This is a genomic window from Pseudomonas sp. MYb2, from assembly GCF_002979955.1.
GTDB lineage: Bacteria > Pseudomonadota > Gammaproteobacteria > Pseudomonadales > Pseudomonadaceae > Aquipseudomonas.
The window spans coordinates 26,293-47,338 of record NZ_PCQC01000009.1; the positions used below are offsets into that span (position 1 = coordinate 26,293).

The following is a 21,046-nucleotide window of genomic DNA, read 5'->3' on the forward strand; positions in this document are numbered from 1 at the left end:
GAAATTTGCGGCACTACTGAGCCGCATCCCCTTGCGACATTCTTCTCTGGCCAGGAATGAAGCTATTTGTTTTCGTCCGTTTTGCCCTGCTGTATCTGCAACGAGGCCTTGCTCTTGTCACCGTCCTTGTTGGGTGAGTCATGCGGGCTTTCAAAGCAGCCCTGCAATAAAAACATCGAACAAATACCTAGACATGCGCATATCTTTTTCATGACCTTCTCCTTAGGAAAGGTAACCCGTCACCGAGTCGATTAAAAAAGCACCGCACTCGCCTCCCGCATGAAAATCTCCACGGTTTTCGGACCGATGCCATCAAATTCCGCCAGGCGTTTTTCGAAAGCCTGACGGTCAGTACTCGCCTCCAGCATATTGCTGACCTTGCCCGCATATTCGTCGTTAAGCCGGCGTGCCAACGCCAGCAGGCGCTCCGCCGTGGTCTCGTCATAACGCACGTAATGCGCCTCCCCGAGCATAGCCACCAATTCACGATGGCTGCAATGCGCGAGCTTGCGAGGCGTGTCGCGGCCGTGTTGATCGACGATCACCCGATAAGCTTGCGCGGCAATTTCGGCCTGTATTCGCTTACCCATCAAGAAACTGGCAAGCAACCATTTGAACAGGCCGTCTTCATCGTTGCGCCGAAGTTGGATGTTCAGATGCTTTGCACTGATCGTTTTGTTCACCACTTAGCCCTTGCTGTGCTCCGGTGACGAGGGGCCTTGCTTGATACCGCGTGGGCCGGCAACACCCCACACGATCAGCCCCAGGACCTTGCCTCGTTCATGGCGCACTCCTCCGAGACCTATAGGCATTGGGCTGCGCTAACGAAACAGTGTTCAAAAAATCTTCTGCTGACGCAGCGCCTGCTTGATTCGGGTGCCTGACCCCAGCAAAAACAAACAGCGCAAAATCCTTTGAATTTTTTTCGTCGGCAAAACTCATTTGCGTATGAGCGTAAGGAGGAACTCATGAGCAACGTCGACATCTTCGTCATCGAATACAAACTTCACGGCCAGCCAAGATCATTCGTCATCCGCGCAAAAACCATGCGCAATGCCGATGCCTGGCATTGGGCGAGTTGCGATGCCGGCATCGCGCCGATTCCCAAACCCGGCAAACCACCGTTGAAAGTCATCTCCAAACCCCAGGCCGAGCGCTTCGGCATCACCGACGTGAAATGGCGCGAAACGGCAACGGTGGACTGGATGGAGGCATAGTCATGCTCAAACAAATCGGCAACACGCTGATCCGTTGCGACCACCGCGCGAGTTGCCATTGCGGTGCGGTCATCCTCGAAATCCATTTGCCCGACGGCCTGCCCCCGCCGCACCGCTGCGACTGCTCGTTCTGCAAACGCCGAGGTGCGATTGTGGCGGCGGTGCCGGCGGCGGATCTGAAGGTGATTCGCGGTGAATCTGCATTGCTGAAGTACAGCTTTGGCCAGCAAGTGGCCGAGCATTTTTTCTGCGGGAATTGCGGTATTTACACCCACCATCGGCGCAGTACCAATCCGCATGAGTTTGGTTTCAATGTGGGTTGTCTTGAAGGGATCAACCCTTATGATCTGGGTGAGGTGCCGGTGGCAGATGGTGGGGCTTGGCAGTCGCCTTAAGGGCAAAGGTCCGCTGGCGAGCACATCAAGGCTTGCCAGCGGATCTATCAGAACGCTCGGCATTAACGAAGGAAACTTGCCTTAGTGCATTTTTAATTCCAGCAGCTCACCGCCCTCTTTACTCAAACGCTTCAGATACGCACCGGCATCGAGCAACTGATAAGGGAAGTACAGACCTGCCGGAGTGGGTGGTTTGCCATCCAGCCCAAGCAGTCGTTCCAATAACATGGCGACGCTGAGCCCTGTCAACGCTGCGGCGCCTGCCGGGTGAACGACGGCATGCCGTGTGTGCAACGCCCGCCCCTTGCGATCCTCGCCGACCATTTCGATGAGGATCTCGGTCGACATCGGCCGACCCGCGCGTCGCGAAGAGCTCACCCCGCTGGCCAGATTGAACTGCACATTGGGCGCATCGGTGGCGGCAGCCAGCCCGGTCACATCGATGGACGAGAAGCCAGAGGCTTGCATCGACGTGCCATCCAGCGCACGGAAGCTGACGTTCTGCTCCTCACCTTCACGCCAGACGTAATTGCCATCGCGCCGCGTCAGGGCGGCGGGCAGCATTTTGCTCAAGTGTTCAAAATCTTTGGCCACGGTCGGCCCGCCGCCGTCCTGCTCGTCAACCAACGCATCAATGCGAATATCGCGCACCCGGGCAAACGCCTCAGCAATGTGCAGCGCCGCCACCGTCGTTGCACCGACCATCCACTCGTAACCCAGCACGATGGCAGATGCGTCAGGGCGATGGATGTAACTGGCGATTTGCGGCGCAATCTCGAAAATGCCGGACGAAATGCTCAGGTGCGGCACCTTGCGCTGCTGCGCGAAACGCAACCCGGCCAGGGAATGATCCATATAGAAAACCGCCACGGCGCTGACCGGGCGATCGCCCAGTCCCAGATCATCGGCCGCAGGATCAATGACCACGCCCTGCGCCCCGCCCATTTCCTCGGCGGCTTGTTGAGCCTTGGCCAGGTCGCGGCCGCCGATCAGCAACGGTACGTCGGGGTGGGCGGCGCGCAGGGCTTTGGCAGAACGGTGGCCGATGGCGCCGGAGCCACCCAGAAACAAAATGGGTTGAAGTGACATGGGTATCCCTCCTCGTCTTTTTTGGGTTGCAACCTAGTGTTGGTGCGTGCCCGGGCGTGAGGGTTCCAGGCCATTGCCTGAGCTGGAGGGCGGGCCGACGAATGTCATTTTGAACGGCGTGTTGATGAGGCGTGTTTAGGAGTTTTTTGTGGTTGTTTAAAAGACACGTCGCGTTACTTGCTTGAGGCTACAACTTCTTGCGCCATTGCCTACGACTGCGCCAGAATCCGCCGGCTTGTGCGTCTGGGATGCAGGTTTTATCGTTTCCGGGTCACTGAACAACAGTGATGGGGTTTGGTAGCCCGCTTCCATATGACGCATAACGTCACCGTACGCAGATGCTCTTTCAGCGTTTGTCTTATGGTGGCCATGCGCAGGGCGTCCTCGGGCGCGCCGGATTTTCCATATGGGCCGGTCTACCAACCTTCGTATGGCCACCACCTTTCGTTTGGTAGCGAAGGTGATGGCTCCTTAAGTCCCATATGGAGCTTCATCTATGTTCAAACCAACGCCGAATCCCCCGGAAACAGATCCGGCCTCCCCGTACGAATCTCCCGATTCCAGGAAATTCCACGAAGCCGCCGAACGCGCCCTCGACTACTACCTGACGCCAACCCAGCGCATCATGGGCAGCGACAAAAAACACGTTCCCATGTTTCTGGCCAACGCCGACTACGACAGCGAGTCCCTACTCGTTAACGCCAGCGAATCGCTCAGCTCAGCCACCGAAATGCTCTGCAACTTCGCCGCCCTCCTGGACCCAGGCCAACGCAAAACTGCGCTGGGGATTGCGCAAGTGGTGATGCTGGGGGAACTGGCGGTGAATAAAGCACTGGATAAAGTTGTGCCGGTGGATTGAGGGGTAATCCCTTTGTGGCGGTCATGTCGCAGCCACAAAGGAAGAATATCTAACGCGTCTGCTATCGGCCAATGACTGCGACTCCTGGCCGATAGTTTTCGAATAAAACCAACCGGCCAAAAACATAAACCAAGATCGTTCCTAAAGACTCGCCGCAGCCGGTGCGGTAATCTCCCGAAGTGTGAAAAGCACTTTCAGTCTCACGCTTTGACATTTTTATTGCACGACAAGGATGCCGTATGACTCCCTCCGCTCGATTGGGTGACAAGCATGTCTGCCCATTGCCCGGTCACGCCACTACACCGATTGCTTCCGCCAGTGGCGACGTAAACATTAACTTCATGGGATCTGCTCGCGTTGGCGATACCTGTGGCTGTGGAGCTGTGATCACCACAGGATTCCCATCCATTCAGGTGAACGGGCGCCCCATGGCCCACTTGGGCAGTCCGACTAGCCACGGCGGGACGATCATTTCCGGGTCAGGCGATGTAGGTGGTGGTTTTGCCATGGGTGATGCGGGTGGTGCGACCATCATCAACTTCATGGCGCTCGGCGCGTTCCGTCCAGATGGCACTGTGGATGATGAGAAAATGGCCACGCTGCTCGTTGACCCAAAATTAAAAGAGAAAGCAGTAGCCGCAAACGCTCTTGTAACGCCCAAACCCACCCCGAAAAAGCCCAAGACAAAGCCTGAACCCAAAGCTGCCGTCACGTGCAAAGACCCTGACTTGATGGAACAGGTGGCCAGCTATATCGCCGGGGAAATGAACCGAAACATCACCCATCCCTCCGTGCTCAAAATGAAAAAGCTGTTGAGCTTCGACGCAGCAGCCGAAAACGCAGAATTTCAAAAGCTACCTTTGTATGCACGCCTTGCCCCCCCTAATTTCCAAGCAATTGCACTTGCTAACACTGTCACTGCAATGGGCCTTTGGGCTGAGCGGGTAGGTCAAAATCGGCCTTGGGATCATAAGGTGACAATTGGACAAAAGTTCGGTGGTCCTTGGCAGAAGCAAGGTCAGGTCGATTACTTCTACGACATCTGGTCGAACATTCACTATGGCTACGTTGGGCGCTTCGGAGGCCTTTCTGAAGAGGTTCTTCTGGACGGCGCGGGGCTTGAGCAGGTGGCATCAGACTCCCTTCGGAAAATTCAGAAATGGAACGAACGAAAAGGACCTCACCGCTCAGCAGACATCGAAGGCATGCGAGCTTGGGACGACATCGGCGACCGAGTCTCGATCAGTATTGGAGTCAAACTCTACAAGCAGCTCCCCAATGGAGGGATTACGGCAAAGATGGTTATGAATGAAGTTTTAGCACTACCACTTTCAAGCTGGGGGGACGGCACACGTGACCACGTCTGCAAATAAATCAAAACGGCATTTCTCGCGCTGGGCGGTGGCGTTGTTACTTGCACCCATCGCCTTTTGGTATGTCGCGACTCCACAAGTGAGCTTCCACTTCTCTGAGAAGGGACAAGGGCGCCTCGGTTACATTTTGAATGTTCAACACGACATCTCAAAAGGCGAGATCTACCCGGGTGAAGTTACTGGTGGTGCAGGACATATTTTCCCGAACAGCCAGTTTTTTATGGAGTTCGACTGGAACAACGGAGGGAAATCTCATTGCATCCGGGTTAAGCCGAAATGGCGAAATACTGATGTTTATATCGGGGAAGATGGTGGTATCGATAGCCGTACCGATGGCAGATTCATTGGCGCGTGCGGGCCATTCCCAGAATAGAATAAGTCGAAATAAAATATGACCTAGACAACTAACCACTGCGCCATTGACTTCATAATTAAAACCACTGGACAGGTTCGTTTTTTTAAACCAATAACACTTGAAGGAACGCCCATGATTAAGACCGCTGCAGAACTGCACAGACATCTAACTACAAACAGAAATTTTGACTTCAAACCAGATCTAGGTCGTGACTCTGCGCTTTATAATGATCTGAAGAGAATTCTTGGACTGCCACCCGGCAAATTTCTAGAAGCACTAAGTGCGCAAAACGTTTCCGCTGAACAATATCTCCGAGCTCTACTCGAGATAGCGGAGCCATTATCAAAGATGTATCGCGACATATTCGACTACTGCAGTCGCACCAATTTTCTGCGATCAAAAAATAGCAACAAAATCGAATGGGAAATAGGCTTAGGGCAAGATTCAATTAGTCTATGTCTCGAAAATTTCAGATTATTTGATGAAATAAAGACCCGAATACAACCCTCATTCGACCTAATGTTTAGCACAAAGAATGACATCATGAATTGGTTGGCCCATGACGTTTTTAAGCCTAATCATAGTGGACTTCTTAGCAGTGATTACGACTGGAATGGGATCGAAATATTTAGAATCCTCGCGAGTGCGAGAGATCGACTCGGCTCAGAATTCGAAGGAATTTTCAAAGGCCTCAACAACTATTATATTGGCAACAATACAAAAAAATTACCACGGAGCCAAGCGAGCAGTGTTACTGGGCACAAAGATTATCAAGAAAAGCTTTCAGCTGTTTCCATAGCATTTGACCCTGTCGACATTGAATTGATAGCATCAAATCTTATAGAACTTCCATTTTGGAAATTTCGCTGGCAAATCTACGAGATTTGGATAATCACAGTATCATTATCAGAATTCGAAAAACTAGGATTTCAACTTTCGGCCAGTCGTGATGGTAATTCATTGGTAGAATTGGGTCGACAAACTACTCTTGCCATCCATGAAAACACCCCCAAAACCTTCATCTACCAACCAACTTATCAAAATAGAAACCACGCCGAAATACGCCCAGACATAGTCATATCAAGTGCCGCCAACGCCACCTCAAATAACGTAGAATTAATAATTGAGTGCAAGCAACGAGTCAGCCTGGATACACCTCACTTAGATAGTGTTAAAGACAAGTACGAATCCGGAGTCTGCCAATTGACTGGCGAAGTACTCATCGTAAACTACGACGACGCAACTCCATGGTCTCGATCGAGTCAAGACAAGACTACACTTATAGCTAACGTGCGACCTGATTCGAGTGGCGATATCGAATTCAGAAAACTACTTAGATCTACATTAATAGCAAAATCATTACGCAAAGAAATTTGGCTCATCGACATTTCGAAAAGTATGGAAATTTTGCTGAATGATGATTTTCGGCAGCTTTTGGAAAAGCGCATGGACTCCCTCAGTCCTAGTATGATGGAGCTTTACGGATTTGCGCAGAAGATCGAGGCGCGGCAGCCATCCGATATCCGCGGAGAGGTTTCAATGTCTGTCTCGCCAAATGATCCGAATTGGGAGGTTCTCGGAATTAACCGTCTGTGCGATAAGGTACGTGAGTATCTTAAGGAGAAAAACGTCAGGCTTTTTATCGTTTCTGACCTCGCCAGCAAGATAAATATGCAACTATCACTTGGAGAGGACGAGCGAGATTACGTGAGTTTCATCGATCCGATAACCATCGATTCGATTAACGAAAGCATAATCTGAGACGCTCCTCTGGAGTCGACTAAGCTCGGGATGGTGTTGCAGCTTATGCGGCAGCCCAGAGGTATCGACCGGCCACCGCGGCAGGCCGCCCTCCGGAGTTGCGTTGGCGGCAGGACCAATCCAGCGTTTCAGCGCCGCGCGCGCCTGAGCCCGCTGGCAAATCAGGTCGTCCTGCTGCTCGGTCAATAGCGCCGCTACCTGTTTCGGTGTCACGACATCGGCCGGTTGCGCGCGGACGGTGTCGCCCAATAAGCGATTCTCTTTATAGAAGTCCTGAAACAGCGCGTCCTTGCGTTCCACCGAATAGCTGCTGATCCAGGCCAGCGCCGTGGCCTGGCGAACGTTCAGGCGTTCGACCTGACGCTCGGCCGCAGCACGATCGACACCAGCGTTGGCTACGTCGATGCGCGCCTTGCGTTTGTCAGCATTGAGCATGTCTTGCCTGACCCCGACCATTTGCATGGTCATGAAGTCGTCGTTGACACTCCAGCGGTCCGGGCCGCCTATGGGATAGTTCTGCAGGCCGGCAAGCAGCTTCGGGTCGGGTAATTCCCCCGCTGGAACGGCCGCACTGCTGGCAGCCTGAATCTTCGCATCCTGCGCCGCCAGCGATGGTGCGGTGTTTTCCGCCAGTCGCAAGGCTTCATCTAGCGTCAAAGCGGCAGTGAGGCTCGGCAAGGCCAGCACGCTTGCCAGCAGGCCGGCCACGAGGGACCAACCTGTGCAACAGCACTTGGAGTTCATGTTTGCGATTCCTGTGATGATCCGCTGCGCGCGTCAAGCGACCTGCGCACAGCCATGCCATCCCGTTAAAACAGGATGAGGTTCAATAACGGACAGGAATCAGACGCGGGGCGGTCGCCAGACCCCGGACGGGGTCGACACAGGAACGAAATCGCTGGCAAAGGCCAGCACGACGGGGCTGAACAGGGTCACGGGCGGCTTGACGATCGAGACTTGCAGCATCCCGCCCGTCTTGCACTCCTGACCCGGCTTGCAGGGTTTGCCATGCTCGGTCGGGCTTTTCATGTCATTGCAACATTCCATGCCCATGTCGTCCATCATCGCCATGCCCATCGTCTTCATCGGGCACGGTTCTGTCGGCGCCTGCACCCCCGCCATCCCGCTGAGGGGAAGCGCCAGGCTGATCACGAAGATGAGGCAAAGCCGCAGGTAGCGTTTCATGGGGTTGGAGTGTAGCCGTCGGAATTGGCGCGAACAATCGATTGGACACGGTCTCTCGATTTCGTAGAACAAGGCGCTGAGTTCGCGGATATAAGCGCATGAGTATTAAGCGAGTATTAGTTTTTCCGTCATTGAAGCATTCACGAACGGGGTCCCCTGAAGCTATGCTTGCGACACCCAATCCCCTTGAACGCACACCCATGCCGAGTTCAAAACCCCGCCCAACCCCCGCCCCGCTCCTCAACCCGGACGAATCCGTGGTCCTGTTCGATGGCGTGTGCAAACTCTGCAACGGCTGGGCGCGTTTTTTGATTCGTCATGATCATCAACGCCGCGTACGTCTGGCCGCCGTGCAATCTCCCGAAGGCCAGGCGCTTCTGGCGTGGGCCGGTCTGCCAATTGATCAATTCGACACCATGGCGGTCATCCGCGACCGCCACTACTGGGAACGTTCAGACGCGTTCCTCGAAGTCATCAGCCAACTGCCCGCCCGCTGGCAGCCATTGCGGCTATTGCGCATCTTCCCCCGAGGCCTGCGCGACTGGGCTTACGACCGCATTGCGCTGAACCGCTATCGCCTGTTCGGCAAATACGACACCTGCCTGCTGCCCACGCCTGACCATGAACAGCGCTTTCTCAAAGCAACGGCGCCTACAGCAGAAAGCTGAACAACTGCACTGGTGTCATCTTCGTCACCATCATCAGCACGATGACAAACATCCCGGCAAACCCGAGCACGCCCATCCAGAACCATTTGCGGTAAACCAATTGATATTGTTCATCAAGCCCCGCCCCCACCTCGCTCGCACTCGTCGCCATCACACACAGCCGCTTCTGCAACAGCAACACCGGCAGCCACAGCGAGCCGACGCAGAAGAAGATGATCAACGACGTCAGCACCCACTCAGTGCTCATGCTCAGCCCGGAAAGTCGCATCAACAGATAACCCGTGATGATCTGCACGAACCCGGCCGGCGTGGTGATCCACGTGTCAAAGCCCACGACCATGCGCGCGACGTGGGCAATCACTTGCGGGTTGCGTGTGCGGCTGGCGGCGATCAGGTAGAGGTAGGAGCCCATGCCGAAGCCGAACAGGAAAATCGCCGCGATGATGTGCAGGTACTTCAGGCACAGATAGAGCATGTCAGCGCTGCCCGTCCGAGAAGTTCACGGCCAGGCTCAGGTTGACCGGATCGTTGATCGCGGCCATGTACTCGGCGACGCTGATTTCGCCCACGCACGGTCGGGCTCCGGGTTGCGGCACGTAGCCTTGGGCCATTTTCGTCGCCAGGGCTACGGCGGCGCAGCTGGGGATTTCCGGGCCCTTGTCATTCATTGCAGTGAGTTGCGCGGTCATCGACAGCGGTTTGCCGTCAGCACCAAGGCCCAGCACGTCGATGTACATCGCGCTTTTGCCATCGCCGAAACGCTCGAATCGCTTGCCTAGGCGATGCAATCGGGCAGCCCAAAGAGCATGGTCGCGCACCAATCCGATCTTCAACGCCTGAGCCAGCAGACCGTTGGCGATGCCGCCGAGTTTTAGCCCGGCGCCTGCTTTGAACTTCAGGGTCTGCGCACCATAACGACCGGCGAAAATATCCATGTCCGGCACATCGACGTTGGCCAGCAGCCGCGTGCCCATCTGCGGCATTTTGCGCAAGGTCAGGTCCAGCCAGCCGGACACTTCGTGTACCTTACCGTTTTTCAGTTGCTTGATCGGTTTGCCGGCGTAAGCCAGTACGCCTTCGATTGTCGACAGCCCGGGCATTTTCGCTGACGAAGAAATGCCGTGTTCGATCGAGTCGATGCGTGAAAAACGCTGGCGCTGTTCATCGATGATGGCGGAGGACAGCGTCGGCACCGAGCTACAACCGCTGAGGATCGCCACACCGGCCTGCTTCGCCCGTGTGTCGAGAACGTCGATGCCGTTGACGAAAGTGCGGCAGTCCGCCAGATCGCAGTAGTTCACGCCAGCGTCGATGCAGCTCTCGGCGACGGCATAGGATTGCCCCTGAAACGGCCCGCCGGTGTGCACGACCAACTGAATGTTCAGCGTGCGCAATGCGGCTTTGAACTCGCTGCCCATGGCATCGCCGCACCAGCCTTCGCAGACATTGTCCGATTGACCATTCAGTTCATCGACTTTGCGCTGCAACTTGCGCGGATCACGGCCCGAAAGCACCAGGCCGATGTCCGGCATCAGCGCCAGATGCCGGCACACGATGCTGCCGAAGTTTCCGTAACCACCGACCACCATCACCCTGAACGGCATGCAATTCTTCCCTAAATCAATCCATCAAACAGGCGTGCAGGATATAGGGCTGAACGTCAGCAAGCCATTCAAGAGTCTGGCGAAAAGGATGTACACGGGTTTTGTGCATACCACGAAACCTTGTGGGAGCTGGCTTGCCAGCGATGGAGTCAGATCAGCCAACAATGATGGTGGCTAAACCACCGCTATCGCTGGCAAGCCAGCTCCCACAGGCTTCTTTGGTGTATGCACGGGACTAGAAATTGATCTTGAACCCCAACATCGCGTCATACCCATGACTGTCTCCATCGAACCCCTGCCGATAACCCGCCGAAGCGGTAAACGTGGTGCGCTGATTGGCCTGGTAGTCCACCCCCACATTGACCTCGCCCCACGTGCCCTGCAGGTCTGACTCGAACGGGATGTATCCCGACTCGGAAGAAAACTCGGTCTTCGGCTGCCCCTTGAACTCATGCCAGACACTCGGCCGGATCCACGCATTGGTGCGCCGTGCAGTTTTATCGACGCCCTCGGTGTCCCAGTCCTTGGCGATACGCACACCGGCGCGGCCGATCAAAGAATCCACGTCCTTGAAGCGAATCTTCGCGCCGACGTCATCGCTGCTGTCCAGATCGACGTAGCTGTAGATCGCCTGCAATTGCGGCTCGATGTACCAGTCCTTGTCGACTTCAAACGGGTAGCCGTTTTCCAGCGACGCGGTGTAGCCCCAGCCACGGGTTTTCAGTTTGGCCAGGTCGTTGGGTTTGGCTTCGATGTCGAAGCGGTTGAGCTGCAATACGCCGTCCAGATACCAGCCGGAGGGGCCGAAGTGCGTCCAATACGCGCCGAGGCCGTAAGCGCGCACGGTGTCTTCGCCGGCGGCGCGCCGGGTGTAGTGGCTGACGCCGGCATCGATGGTGCCGGCGGACAACGACAGCCCGGCCTGTTCGTGACTGCCGTCAGGCCGGTCCTTGCGGTAGAGGTCGGTGCCGACCTGAAAGGCCGTCAGGTCGTAGTTGTATTCGGGGGTGTTGCCCAAAGCGTTTTTGCGATCACCATCCTGTTTGCCGCTGCGGTAGATCACCCGGCCCCAACCCATCGACGGCGCCAAGGTGGATTCGTCTTCCTTGGGCAACGGATCACCGCGATTCAGTCGCTCCTCGCCGACCCGCTCGTGAAGAGTGTCGACCATCGTCCGGCCGTAAACCAGGGCCAGCGCCGGAACGGCGCCGTACAGCGATACTTCCGGGCGGTAATTCGGCACCGGGGATGGATCGGGATCAGGATCAGGACCGGGAGGACCGTCCGGAGGCACGGCGTCCGAACGCAGATACCAAGTGTCCTTGCCGCTGCCATCCTCGGCACCTTGTTGCAGGCGATATTCGTAGGGGCCGGCGACGACACGCCGGGCCAGTTGAAACGCATTGGCGTCACTCGCGGCTTCGGATTTATTGAGCAGTTCGACCACCGCAATGCCGTTGCCCTGAGTCAGCTCGCCCTGCCCGCCGACGTTGCTCACGATCACGCCGGTGGTGCGGCCACTGGCGGTGGTCGTCGAATCCACCACCAGCATGTCGGAGAGACTGTTCGCGCCGCCGCCATTCAACGTGGTGTTAAGCAGCAGCCTGCCGCCATTGGACACGAACACCCCGCCGCCATCGGTGCCGGCGGTGTTGGCCCCGCTGATCAGCAACACATTGCCGACCGTGTTGCTGCCGGCGGCAAGGTCGAGCGTGCCGCTATGGGTGAATCGGTTTACACCGAGCAACTGCCCCTGCACGGCACCGCCCAGCGTTGGGCTATTGGCCGTTTGCCCCAAAGGCAGATAGGCGCCGCTGGCGTTGAAGTTGACGATGCCCGTCGCCGGTTGCGCCGCCAGACGAATCACACCGCTGTTGTCGATGCTGTTGGCGCCCGATGCGCCGAGATCACTGACGGCAACGCCCCAGCTATCGCGACTGCCACTGCTGTCAGTAAAATTGCGCAGCGTCCAGGTGCCGCTGTTGGCCACTGAACTGGCCGCGCTGACGGCATTCACGGCGCCAGTCATTTGCCCGCTGTTGTTGAGCGCAAATGTCGTGCCCGGCGTGGTCGCATCGGCGCGTACGGCGACATCGCTGAGCGCGCTGATCACGCCAGAGTTGTTCAGTGTCTGGCTCGCACCACCGAGGCCGACACCGCGGCTGTCGCCCCGCCCGCCCTGAATGGTGGCCGTGTTGATGACGTTGGCGCTGCCTCCTTCGGTCAATGCGTCAATCGCCGACGCCCCTGTGCCTTGGGTGGTGATCGCGCCGCTATTGCTCACCGAAACACTGGCCGCACCCGAGGCCTCGGCGAGAATGCCCTGACTGTTGTTGGCGCCGAGTGTCTGGATCGAGCCGCTGTTGACCACGCTCTGCGCGCCAGTAACCGACAGCGTACGGATGCCGCGCTGTTGATCGCCCCGCGCAATCAACTCCCCGCTGTTACTGACACTCAACGTGCCCAGCCCGCTGCCCGAGTTGAAGGCATTGCCGGCCAGAATCGCCGCGCCCTGGCCGTTGACGTCGATCAGCGCGCCATTGAACACGACACCCACGTCGCCGCCCAGCGTCAGCGCCTGGATACCAAAGGAACCAATGCCCGTGCCGTCGCCCGAACCGGCGTTCGAGTGGGTGATGATCGTGCCGCCGGAATTGACGTTGACCGTGCCCGTCGGCGACTGCGTCGAGGCATAGATGCCGTTGGCGTTGCTGTGCAGGGTTTCGATACGGTCGCCGCGATAGTTGACCTGAACATTCCCCCCGGTCGAGTCGACCCGAATGCCGCCCGCGCCGAAACCGCTGGCGAACAGGTCGCCCGAGTAATCGATCAGCACATTGTTGTTTTCGGCGCTGACAATGATCGCGTAGGCCCGGGTGGTGTTGATGTCGCCGAGGACGTTGATATTGCCGCTACCGGTGATCGAGACATCACCGGTGCCGCGCTTGATCACATAGATCGCCCGCGAACCGGCGGTGTTGGCAGTGCTGCCGACGTTGATGGTGGCATTGTTCTCGATGCTGATCGAACCGCTGCCGCCGACGTTGTCGTTGGCATAAATGCCGTGCGCGGCGCCGCCGGTGGTGGTGATCGCGCCGTTGTTGACGATGGCGATGCTGCCGACCGTGGCAAACGAACGAATGCCAAAACCGTTGAGGCCGCTGGTGCTCAGCGTTCCGCTGTTGGTGAGGCGGGTAATGCCATTGCCACCTTCGGTGAACAAGCCAAAAGCGTTCATGCCGATGCTCTGCACGTTCGCCGCGCTGATCAGTGTGGTGTTGCCATTCACCGCCCGGGTGTGGACACCAGCATGGTTACCAATACCAGCGGTGGGCAAAGTGTCGTCGATGATCGGAAGCCCGGCCGACAGTGCATCATCGTTATTGACCAGAATGCTCACGCCACTCCCGACACTAACGTTGGTCTCGCCGCTGCCCGTGGCTTTGGTCCAGATACCGTTGCCGCCAAGCAAAGTGATCTGGCCGTTGCCCTGATGATTGAGGTTGATCGCCCCGCCGCCGCTGGCATTGATGTCGATGCCGTCGTGCTCATTGCCGACCACGGTGTTGAGGATGTTCAGCGTGGTACCGGAACTCACCGAGAACGTCGACGACCCGGCGCCAGCATTGGTTATTGCCAGTGCATCGAGGCCACTGCCACCGACATTGACCGTGTTGGTGGCGCCATTGACGCTCAGGCTGGCGTTGCCGGTGGCGCCGATGACATTGGCAAACACTGCGTTGGCTGCCGTGGGTGGCGTGCTGTCCACCGTGGTGCCGCTGAGTGTCAGCGTGGTGTTGGCATTGTTGCCACGACTGTTCAGCGAGGAACCGGCGGTGGTGGTAATGGTGGTGCCCGTCTGAGTGCTGATCGACGCATCGACACCGGAGGCAGGCAAGCAGGTTTGCGAGACGTTGTAGGCTCCCGCCGCCAAGGGCCCGCATGCTGCTTGCGCGTCGGTCAGCGCCAGCGCATTGGCCATGGCGACCAGCAAGGCATTGCGAATGAAGTGCGGGGCAAACCCGCCGTGAACATGGTCGCGGGCAGCATGCATGAAAACCTCCTTGTTCGATTGCTTCTCGAGCAACTCGCGCCTGTCGACACCACAGAATATTGCGTTGTGGTTACCGTCATAGACCTTAGTTGTTATTTCGAAAGTTGGTAATTCGCGGTTCGAGAGTCGGCACCGGCAAGTTGACGAACGGTCTGTCGAATGTTCAGATGCCGCCCAGTTTCAGGTGTCCCATGCCGCCGTGCATGGGGTGAAACGGGAAACCGGTACGTTCTTTTCGAACAAGTCCGGTGCTGCCCCCGCAACGGTATGCGCGTGATGCTTTCGATACACCACTGTGGCCGCACGGCCATGGGAAGGTGAAAGCCTCGATACGCGCGAGCCCGGAGACCGGCCTGGAATTTCGTTTGGCAAAATCCTGCGGTGGGCGGGCATGGGCCGGTATTGGCTGTGCGCGATGCCTTCTCCTGCATGCTCTTCTGCGAAGATCCTTTTCGAGAAGACAATGATTCGACCTTTCAACACTTCTGCTCCAACCCTCTTGTTTGGCTGCCTGTTCAGCCCTCTGCTGCTGGCCGATGACGCGCCACTGGAACTCAATCAGCAAATCGTTTCCGCACCGTCGGTGGAGTCCACCACGGTCGCCGACATGGCCAAGTTCGGCAGCAAGGTCGAAATCGTCACCCGCGAACAGATTGAACGCGCCGGGCCCAGTGCCGATGTCAGCCGCGTGATGCAGATGTTCATTCCCGGCTTGTATGTGGCGCCGAAAAACGGCCCGTTCGACTACGGCACTTATTCGCTGCTGGGCGGGCGCAACGACGACACGCTGATCCTGCTCGATGGCGTGCGCCTGAACAATCGCCTGTACGGTGGCCTCTATCTGGACACCCTGCCGGCTAACGCCATCGAACGCATCGAAGTGCTCAAGGGTGGCCAGAGTCTGTTGTTCGGCACTCAGGCCGTTTCCGGCGTGATCAACATCGTCACCCGCAGCCCGCAATTGCGCAAAGCCTCCGGCGAGGTCAACCTGGGCGTCGACAGCTTCGGCGGCACCACCGAAGATGCGCGGGTCGAAAATATCTTCACTAACGGTTTCGGCGATCTCGGGTTGTTGGCGTATGTCAGCCACAACGTCTCCGACGGTTATCAGCCGTATCGCAACCGCGACATGAAAAACGTCAGTGAGAAAAACCGCGCCTACGAAGTCACCACGTTTGGCGGCAAGGCGATTCAGTCGTTCGGCGATGACGCGAGGCTGGAGCTGTTCTACCAATACGCCGACGCCAACCTCGACTTCGCCCGCCCGGTGGACAACCACACAACCACCAACGATCGCGTACAGCAGATCGCCACGGCGACTTTCGAGCAGACCATCAATGAGCGTCTGAGCTACTTCGTCAAAGGCCATATCAACGACTGGGACACGCGCTACACCCGCGTTAACAACGTCGAGGGCGGCGGTACCAGAGTGATCAACCACAACGACTATTGGGGCTTCACCGATTGGGGCGTGCAGGCCGAAGGCAAGGCTGAACTGCCCGGCGGCCATGTACTGGTGTTCGGCAGCGACAACCAGTGGTTCAAGGGCCAGGACGATGTGCTGATCATCGACAACGACAAGGCCGAAGCCCACGCGCTCTACACGCAATTGCGCCCGCAGATCGACGCCCTGCCCGACTGGCACCCGAGCATCGGTGTACGCCACGAAGCCATGGGCGGCGGTGACAGCGCCACGGTCGGCATGCTCACTTCGCTGTATGACCTCAACGACAACTGGTCGGTGCGCGGTCAATACGGCAGCGCCTACAAATTGCCGAACGCCGAGCAACTGTTCGTCAACGAGCCGGGCGACGAGATCGGCAATCGCAACCTGAAACCGGAAAAAAGCCGCAACGCCGAACTGGGTGTCGACTACAAAGGCTTCCTGCTGGATCGTGAATTCAGCGCCAGCGTGACCCTGTTCAAACGCAAGATCGACGACCTGATCACCCTCGATGACATTCAGTGGGTCAACGGCGAAGGCACGATCCAGATGCGCGGTTTCGAGGCCAACGCCAAGCTCGCGCTCAACGAGCAGTGGAGCCTGCAAGCAGACATGACCCGCAACCTCACCGAGTCGCGCACGGGTGTGACCATCAACGATATTCCGAGTTTCTTCGCCCGCTCGCGGGTCGGCTATGAATCGGAAAACCGCCTGTGGGGTGCCGGCGCGGCGATCCGCTACATTCGCGACATCAAAAGCTCGAAGCAGGTCGAGTACGGCAACTATTCAGTGGTCGACGCCGACGCCTATCGCTACCTCGACCACGCCCACCAGCACCGCGTGAGCCTGCAGGTGGAAAACCTCTTTGATCGCGATTACGTCACCAGCCGTTCGAGCAACGTCAATAACCTCGGCCGGCCGTTCACCTCCGAAGTGCGCTACACGTACCGCTTCTGATGAGTGAGATCAAAACCGTCGACGGCGTCGACACGCACCCGGACTGGTCGCACGTGCCCGAGCACGCGCGCCATGTGTTCCTCTGCACCGGCCCGCGCTGCACCCAGCGTGGCGCCTTGCAGTTATGGAAAACCCTGCGCCGGCATTTGCTCGCGCATGACCGCATCGAAACGCCGGGCGGGGTCTTGCTGACACGCACGCACTGTCAGTTTCCGTGCAACCAAGGACCCATCGTGACGGTGTATCCGGAACGCTGCTGGTATGGCGTGCACAGCAAGGAAGATGTACAGCGGCTGGTCGAGGGGCATTTGGTGGGCGGTGAGGTGGTCGCGGATCTGTTGATCAAGGCGCGGACATGAGCCGGTTGTGGCTGTTGTTGGGTGCCCTGCTCTGCACGACACCGGCGCTCGCCGACACTTACCGTAATTGCGGCGAGGACTGGCGCGCCGCTGCGCCCTCACGCATCGTCGCGCTCAATCAGCATGCGGCAGATCTCGTGCTGGCACTGGGTGCCGGGCCAGCACTGGTCGGCGTAGCCTATCTGGATGACACCGATGCCGGGCAACTGCCATCCGAGTACTTCGGCGTACCGGTGATCGCGCGGCAATACCCGGCCAGCGAAGTGCTTTACGCACAGAGACCGGATCTGGTGATTGGTGGATTTGCCACGGCATTCGGCGACGGGGTGACCTCACGCTCGGGACTGGCGCGCAATGGCGTCGGTTCGTATCTGCTGGAATCGGCCTGCAACGGGCATTCGCTGGATTACTTCGCGCATGTGCGCAATGACTTGCTGACGCTGGGCAAGCTGCTGCACCGACAGCAAAAAGCCCAGGCGTTGATCGAGTCCATGGCAGCCGACCTCGCCAGCGCCCGTACCTTGACCGGCACAGGCAAACCGCTGTCAGTGTTCTATCTCGACAGCGAAGTCAAAGGCCTCGACAGCGAAGGCCAGCGCGGCTTCGTCACGCCGCTGCTGGCCGCCGCCGGCGCACGCAATGTGTTCGCCGACATCGACCTGTACCGAGTCACCGTCAACCGCGAAACCCTGCTGGACAGCGACCCGGACGTGATCCTGCTCGCCGATGCCGAATGGTCTCCCGCCCGCCGCAAACGCTACCTGTTGACCCACGACCCGGTGCTGTCACAACTGCGCGCGGTGCGCGAAAAGCGCATCCTCGAAATCCCCTTCACCCACCTGCTGCCGAACTTCAACAGCGGCCGCGTCGCTTTGGATCTGGCCCGTCAACTCAACGCATTGAAGAAAAATAAATGAACCCGCCGTACCACGCGCCACCTAACGAACAGACCATCAGGAGGTAGCCAATGCAAATCGAAACCGTGTGGATCGTACTGGCGGCAGTTCTTCTGCTAATCGAACTCTGGGCCATCAATCGGGTGCGCAAGAGCGAGGGGAAATCGAGCAATAAAGGCGTGTGGATTGTGTTGATCGTGTTTGTGCCGTTGTTCGGCTTGATTGCCTGGGCATTGGCGGGGCCCAAGCATGTCAGCCAGCGTGCAACGTGACCTGCGCCGCAACTTCGATAACGTTTAGACCGTGGCCGGCATTTGCTTGTCGGGGTCAGTGATCCCCTCGCCCAGTCGACGAATCGTCGACTTGGGCAGAGTGGGTGCGTCCGCCAAAATGGTATCCAGGCGTTTACGCATATCGGTCACCACGGCAGCCAGCGAGCCTTCTGGGCTGCCAGAGGCCAGTTGCTCCTGAATTTCCCTCGCCAGCGCTCCCAGTTTCTCCGCCGTATCCTGATGCGCCGAGGCTCGCGTCTCGAAATTCAGGAAGGTTTGCACCGAGCTCAGCACCAAGGTCAGGATCGAGACAAATCCCGCCAGATAACGCAGCCAGACCAGCGATTGGTCATTGATCGAACTGAACACACTGGCGCTCACCACTGCCGAAAGCGCAACACAGGGAATACCCAGTTTCCAGCTGACTCGCTCGAAATCCCGCGCACTGACCTCGTGTTCAATCTGCAGCCTTACAGCCATGCGGCGCCATTTTTCAAGCAGTTCAAGCTGGCCCATCGGTGCAATCCTCTACGTGCGTTGCGAAGAAGAAACCGGCGCTTGCGGCAATCGGTTGCAGGTCGGATCAGGTCATATTCGTGGGCGCAACTTCAACTCCGGCAAGGGTTTGGGTACACGCTTGTCCAGGCGGGTACCGGGCGTTGTCTGTTGGCTTGCCGCAGCCATGCGCGGCACCGACAGCAGTTGCTCGAGCGTCCACTTGGCCAATCCTGCCTGACTGCCATACAAGCCTGTCGCGGGGTCCGCTGACCATTGGCCAAGACCCGTGAAGCGATAGGATTGCGGGCCGACAGGCTGGCTGAAGAACCTGCTGTAATCGCCCGTCGTGCCGGCTGTCACTTGCAGCCCTTTGTCCAGATGCTGCAATTGTTCGCCAAGCGATGCGAGCAGCAGCCGCAAACGGATCAGTTGATGGTTTTCCCAGTTCATTTCAAGGGTTTTACCAGGCGCGCCGAAGCGGGCCACAAACTCGCGCCCGGCGGTCGCGCCATATTCACTCAGTTGCAAGATGCGGCTCTGCGGCATGGCGAGGTTCAGCCCGCCTTCGTCGGCGGTCAGCCGAACAAGGCCGATACGGTCACGAAAACCCGGCAGGTGTGAAAGGGTTTCATGATTCCAGTCCTTGGCCACACTGAGCGCAGCGGACAAAAATCCGATGATCGATCCCGCCCCGCCTCCTTCGGTAAAACGCCGCCAGTAGGTCAGCCGTGCACCGCCGTTATCCTGCGCGAACACGACCCGCTGATCGCTTGCCGAGTCGGCCACGCCGAGGTCAAGACCGAAGGTCGGTCGAGTCGGCAGTGGCTTGTCGAAGAAATGAATGGGGAAGTTCGAGCCCACTCCACCGTCGGTAAACCAGCAACGCTCAGGGGCAACGTACTGCTGCGTCTGAAGCTTCTTGCGGTAATCGATGCAGTACAACGGAACCGCGCTGAGCAACAACGGAAAACTGAGGCTCATGCGCGCGGCCAGAATGACTGGGAGATCACCCGGCTCTGGCAAATTGAACAGATCGTCGACATCTGCCGGGGCAGCGTCCGTGCGCCGTTGATCTTCGGCTGGCGGCCGAGCGTTGGCGACCATCCAGGTGACGACGTGTGCCGGGAATAACTTGGCGAACTCGGAGCGCCTGAACATGAACTGTTTGTTCTCGCGCACGTTCTCGTCATCATCGAATGGCAGTCGAAAAGGCCTGCCCAACGTCAGACAAGTGGTCATCATCTGCAGGTCGATGCCATGTGCCTGGAGATCAGAGAAGGTCAGTGGTTTCTGTTGCCCGGGAAACGCCTGTGCCTGGCCGGCCAGATCATCGATGTAGCCGCTCAGCCACTGGGTCAGCGCTTCATCTTGCTGCGGATCGTCGTTTTCGGGCATGCCCGAGCAGAGGCCGAAGCCATTGTCCGGCAGTTCCTGAAAAAGCAGTCGGGCGGATCGCCAGATCAGGGTGCCCGCCACCAGCAAAGCGCTGAAGCCCAAAAGCCAGAGCGCCACAGCCCAACTCGATGCGCTGAACCACAGGGGCAGCGTTCCCACGATCAGCGCCAGTCCTGCGGCCAACCAATGACGACGCAGCAAAGTCGCCAGCACCGCCAGGATACGTGCGCCGGGCTGCTGATCAGACACACAGGCCATCAATACATCGAAGATTGATCGCAGCGCCGGCAACGGTTTGAACAGCGCTGAGAGTTTTGTGCCCCGCCCGTCCGCAGACGGCGAACCCAGGTACCCAGGCAGTTTGGCCAGTTTGACGAAACCCTCGGGGTCGGCGGCTACCAGCCCGGCATCGAAGCGCTGTCGCCCCAGTTCTGCCGCCGCCGCAGCAGCGGCAGCAATGGCGCCTGCGCTGGTACCGCCAATGGAGCGCAGCCGGAACGCGCTGGACAGTTCCTTGATCGCCAATGGGTAGACGATGCCGCTGGTGATGCCTCCTTTCATCACCAGATCGCACTCGGTTGCAAATGGCTGCGGCGGCTGACTTTGCGGGTCAATGGCTTCGCTGTCGACAGCTTGATTTAACTCAGGCATCTCGCTCCCTTACC

At 57.9% G+C, this 21,046-nt stretch carries 19 protein-coding genes, 1 pseudogene and 1 riboswitch; of the genes and pseudogenes, 11 read left to right on the top strand and 9 right to left on the bottom strand.

Features of this window, described 5'->3' with window-relative positions; translation table 11 throughout:
- Positions 1 to 251 precede the first annotated feature (251 nt).
- Positions 252 to 683 (bottom strand): DNA methylase, encoded by a 432-nt coding sequence (locus tag CQ009_RS16850; protein WP_105707826.1) that lies wholly within the window; start codon positions 681 to 683, stop codon positions 252 to 254.
- Positions 684 to 968: 285 nt separating this feature from the next.
- Here CQ009_RS16850 and CQ009_RS16855 point away from each other — a divergent pair, with 285 nt between their 5' ends.
- Together CQ009_RS16855 and CQ009_RS16860 are read left to right on the top strand one after the other, a co-directional pair.
- Positions 969 to 1,217: a DUF6555 family protein gene (locus tag CQ009_RS16855; RefSeq protein ID WP_105707570.1), complete on the top strand. Its 249-nt coding sequence runs from the start codon at positions 969 to 971 to the stop codon at positions 1,215 to 1,217.
- 2 nt (positions 1,218 to 1,219) lie between these two features.
- A complete protein-coding gene (locus CQ009_RS16860; RefSeq protein WP_105707572.1) occupies positions 1,220 to 1,612 on the top strand; it encodes a GFA family protein in 393 nt (130 codons plus the stop codon).
- 81 nt (positions 1,613 to 1,693) lie between these two features.
- On the opposite strand, the gene CQ009_RS16865 is transcribed toward CQ009_RS16860, so the two are convergent.
- The gene (locus CQ009_RS16865; protein ID WP_105707574.1) at positions 1,694 to 2,701 is read right to left on the bottom strand and encodes a saccharopine dehydrogenase; all 1,008 of its coding nucleotides are present in this window, start codon (positions 2,699 to 2,701) and stop codon (positions 1,694 to 1,696) included.
- Between the two features lie 496 nt (positions 2,702 to 3,197).
- Between CQ009_RS16865 and CQ009_RS16870 the strand changes: the two genes are divergently transcribed.
- The 4 genes from CQ009_RS16870 (at position 3,198) to CQ009_RS16885 (ending at position 7,049) form a co-directional block, all read left to right on the top strand.
- Complete coding sequence (locus tag CQ009_RS16870; RefSeq protein WP_105707577.1) at positions 3,198 to 3,560, top strand: DUF6124 family protein; 363 nt, start codon at positions 3,198 to 3,200, stop codon at positions 3,558 to 3,560.
- 239 nt (positions 3,561 to 3,799) lie between these two features.
- Positions 3,800 to 4,933, top strand: a complete 1,134-nt coding sequence (locus CQ009_RS16875; RefSeq protein WP_105707579.1) for a polymorphic toxin type 44 domain-containing protein — start codon at positions 3,800 to 3,802, stop codon at positions 4,931 to 4,933.
- Positions 4,914 to 5,306 (top strand): hypothetical protein, encoded by a 393-nt coding sequence (locus CQ009_RS16880; RefSeq protein WP_256585446.1) that lies wholly within the window; start codon positions 4,914 to 4,916, stop codon positions 5,304 to 5,306. Before CQ009_RS16875 ends, CQ009_RS16880 begins: the two co-directional genes overlap by 20 nt.
- 114 nt (positions 5,307 to 5,420) lie before the next feature.
- On the top strand, positions 5,421 to 7,049 hold the full coding sequence (locus tag CQ009_RS16885) for a hypothetical protein (protein ID WP_105707584.1): 1,629 nt from the start codon (positions 5,421 to 5,423) through the stop codon (positions 7,047 to 7,049).
- 18 nt (positions 7,050 to 7,067) lie between these two features.
- On the opposite strand, the pseudogene CQ009_RS16890 reads toward CQ009_RS16885, so the two are convergent.
- Both CQ009_RS16890 and CQ009_RS16895 read right to left on the bottom strand, forming a co-directional pair.
- Positions 7,068 to 7,793: pseudogene (locus tag CQ009_RS16890) on the bottom strand (TolC family protein); the annotation flags it as partial.
- 99 nt (positions 7,794 to 7,892) lie between these two features.
- Entirely contained in the window at positions 7,893 to 8,234 is a 342-nt protein-coding gene (locus tag CQ009_RS16895; RefSeq protein ID WP_105707586.1) for a hypothetical protein, read from the bottom strand.
- A 200-nt stretch (positions 8,235 to 8,434) separates the two neighbouring features.
- On the opposite strand from CQ009_RS16895, the gene CQ009_RS16900 reads away from it, so the two are divergent.
- Positions 8,435 to 8,902 (top strand): thiol-disulfide oxidoreductase DCC family protein, encoded by a 468-nt coding sequence (locus tag CQ009_RS16900; RefSeq protein WP_105707588.1) that lies wholly within the window; start codon positions 8,435 to 8,437, stop codon positions 8,900 to 8,902.
- On the opposite strand, the gene CQ009_RS16905 is transcribed toward CQ009_RS16900, so the two are convergent.
- The 3 genes from CQ009_RS16905 to CQ009_RS16915 form a co-directional block, all read right to left on the bottom strand.
- Positions 8,886 to 9,377 (bottom strand): DUF2269 domain-containing protein, encoded by a 492-nt coding sequence (locus tag CQ009_RS16905; RefSeq protein ID WP_105707590.1) that lies wholly within the window; start codon positions 9,375 to 9,377, stop codon positions 8,886 to 8,888. The two genes, CQ009_RS16900 and CQ009_RS16905, sit on opposite strands and share 17 nt — an antisense overlap.
- Before the next feature lies 1 nt (position 9,378).
- On the bottom strand, positions 9,379 to 10,506 hold the full coding sequence (locus CQ009_RS16910; RefSeq protein ID WP_105707592.1) for a saccharopine dehydrogenase family protein: 1,128 nt from the start codon (positions 10,504 to 10,506) through the stop codon (positions 9,379 to 9,381).
- A 235-nt stretch (positions 10,507 to 10,741) separates the two neighbouring features.
- A complete protein-coding gene (locus tag CQ009_RS16915; RefSeq protein ID WP_105707594.1) occupies positions 10,742 to 14,560 on the bottom strand; it encodes an autotransporter outer membrane beta-barrel domain-containing protein in 3,819 nt (1,272 codons plus the stop codon).
- 165 nt (positions 14,561 to 14,725) lie between these two features.
- Positions 14,726 to 14,932: riboswitch (cobalamin riboswitch) on the top strand.
- A gap of 91 nt (positions 14,933 to 15,023) precedes the next feature.
- Between CQ009_RS16915 and CQ009_RS16920 the strand changes: the two genes are divergently transcribed.
- The 4 genes from CQ009_RS16920 to CQ009_RS16935 are packed head-to-tail and all read left to right on the top strand — an operon-like array spanning position 15,024 to position 18,488.
- A complete protein-coding gene (locus CQ009_RS16920; RefSeq protein ID WP_105707596.1) occupies positions 15,024 to 16,961 on the top strand; it encodes a TonB-dependent siderophore receptor in 1,938 nt (645 codons plus the stop codon).
- Complete coding sequence (locus CQ009_RS16925; protein WP_105707599.1) at positions 16,961 to 17,320, top strand: ferredoxin; 360 nt, start codon at positions 16,961 to 16,963, stop codon at positions 17,318 to 17,320. The genes CQ009_RS16920 and CQ009_RS16925 overlap by 1 nt, the downstream gene beginning before the upstream one ends.
- On the top strand, positions 17,317 to 18,237 hold the full coding sequence (locus tag CQ009_RS16930) for an ABC transporter substrate-binding protein (RefSeq protein WP_105707601.1): 921 nt from the start codon (positions 17,317 to 17,319) through the stop codon (positions 18,235 to 18,237). The genes CQ009_RS16925 and CQ009_RS16930 overlap by 4 nt, the downstream gene beginning before the upstream one ends.
- A gap of 50 nt (positions 18,238 to 18,287) precedes the next feature.
- A complete protein-coding gene (locus tag CQ009_RS16935) occupies positions 18,288 to 18,488 on the top strand; it encodes a PLDc N-terminal domain-containing protein (protein WP_064390357.1) in 201 nt (66 codons plus the stop codon).
- A 24-nt stretch (positions 18,489 to 18,512) separates the two neighbouring features.
- Here the strand turns inward: CQ009_RS16935 and CQ009_RS16940 are convergent, their stop codons facing one another.
- Positions 18,513 to 19,004: an SLATT domain-containing protein gene (locus tag CQ009_RS16940; RefSeq protein ID WP_064390358.1), complete on the bottom strand. Its 492-nt coding sequence runs from the start codon at positions 19,002 to 19,004 to the stop codon at positions 18,513 to 18,515.
- A 72-nt stretch (positions 19,005 to 19,076) separates the two neighbouring features.
- Positions 19,077 to 21,032, bottom strand: a complete 1,956-nt coding sequence (locus CQ009_RS16945) for a patatin-like phospholipase family protein (protein WP_105707603.1) — start codon at positions 21,030 to 21,032, stop codon at positions 19,077 to 19,079.
- Positions 21,033 to 21,046 lie beyond the last annotated feature (14 nt).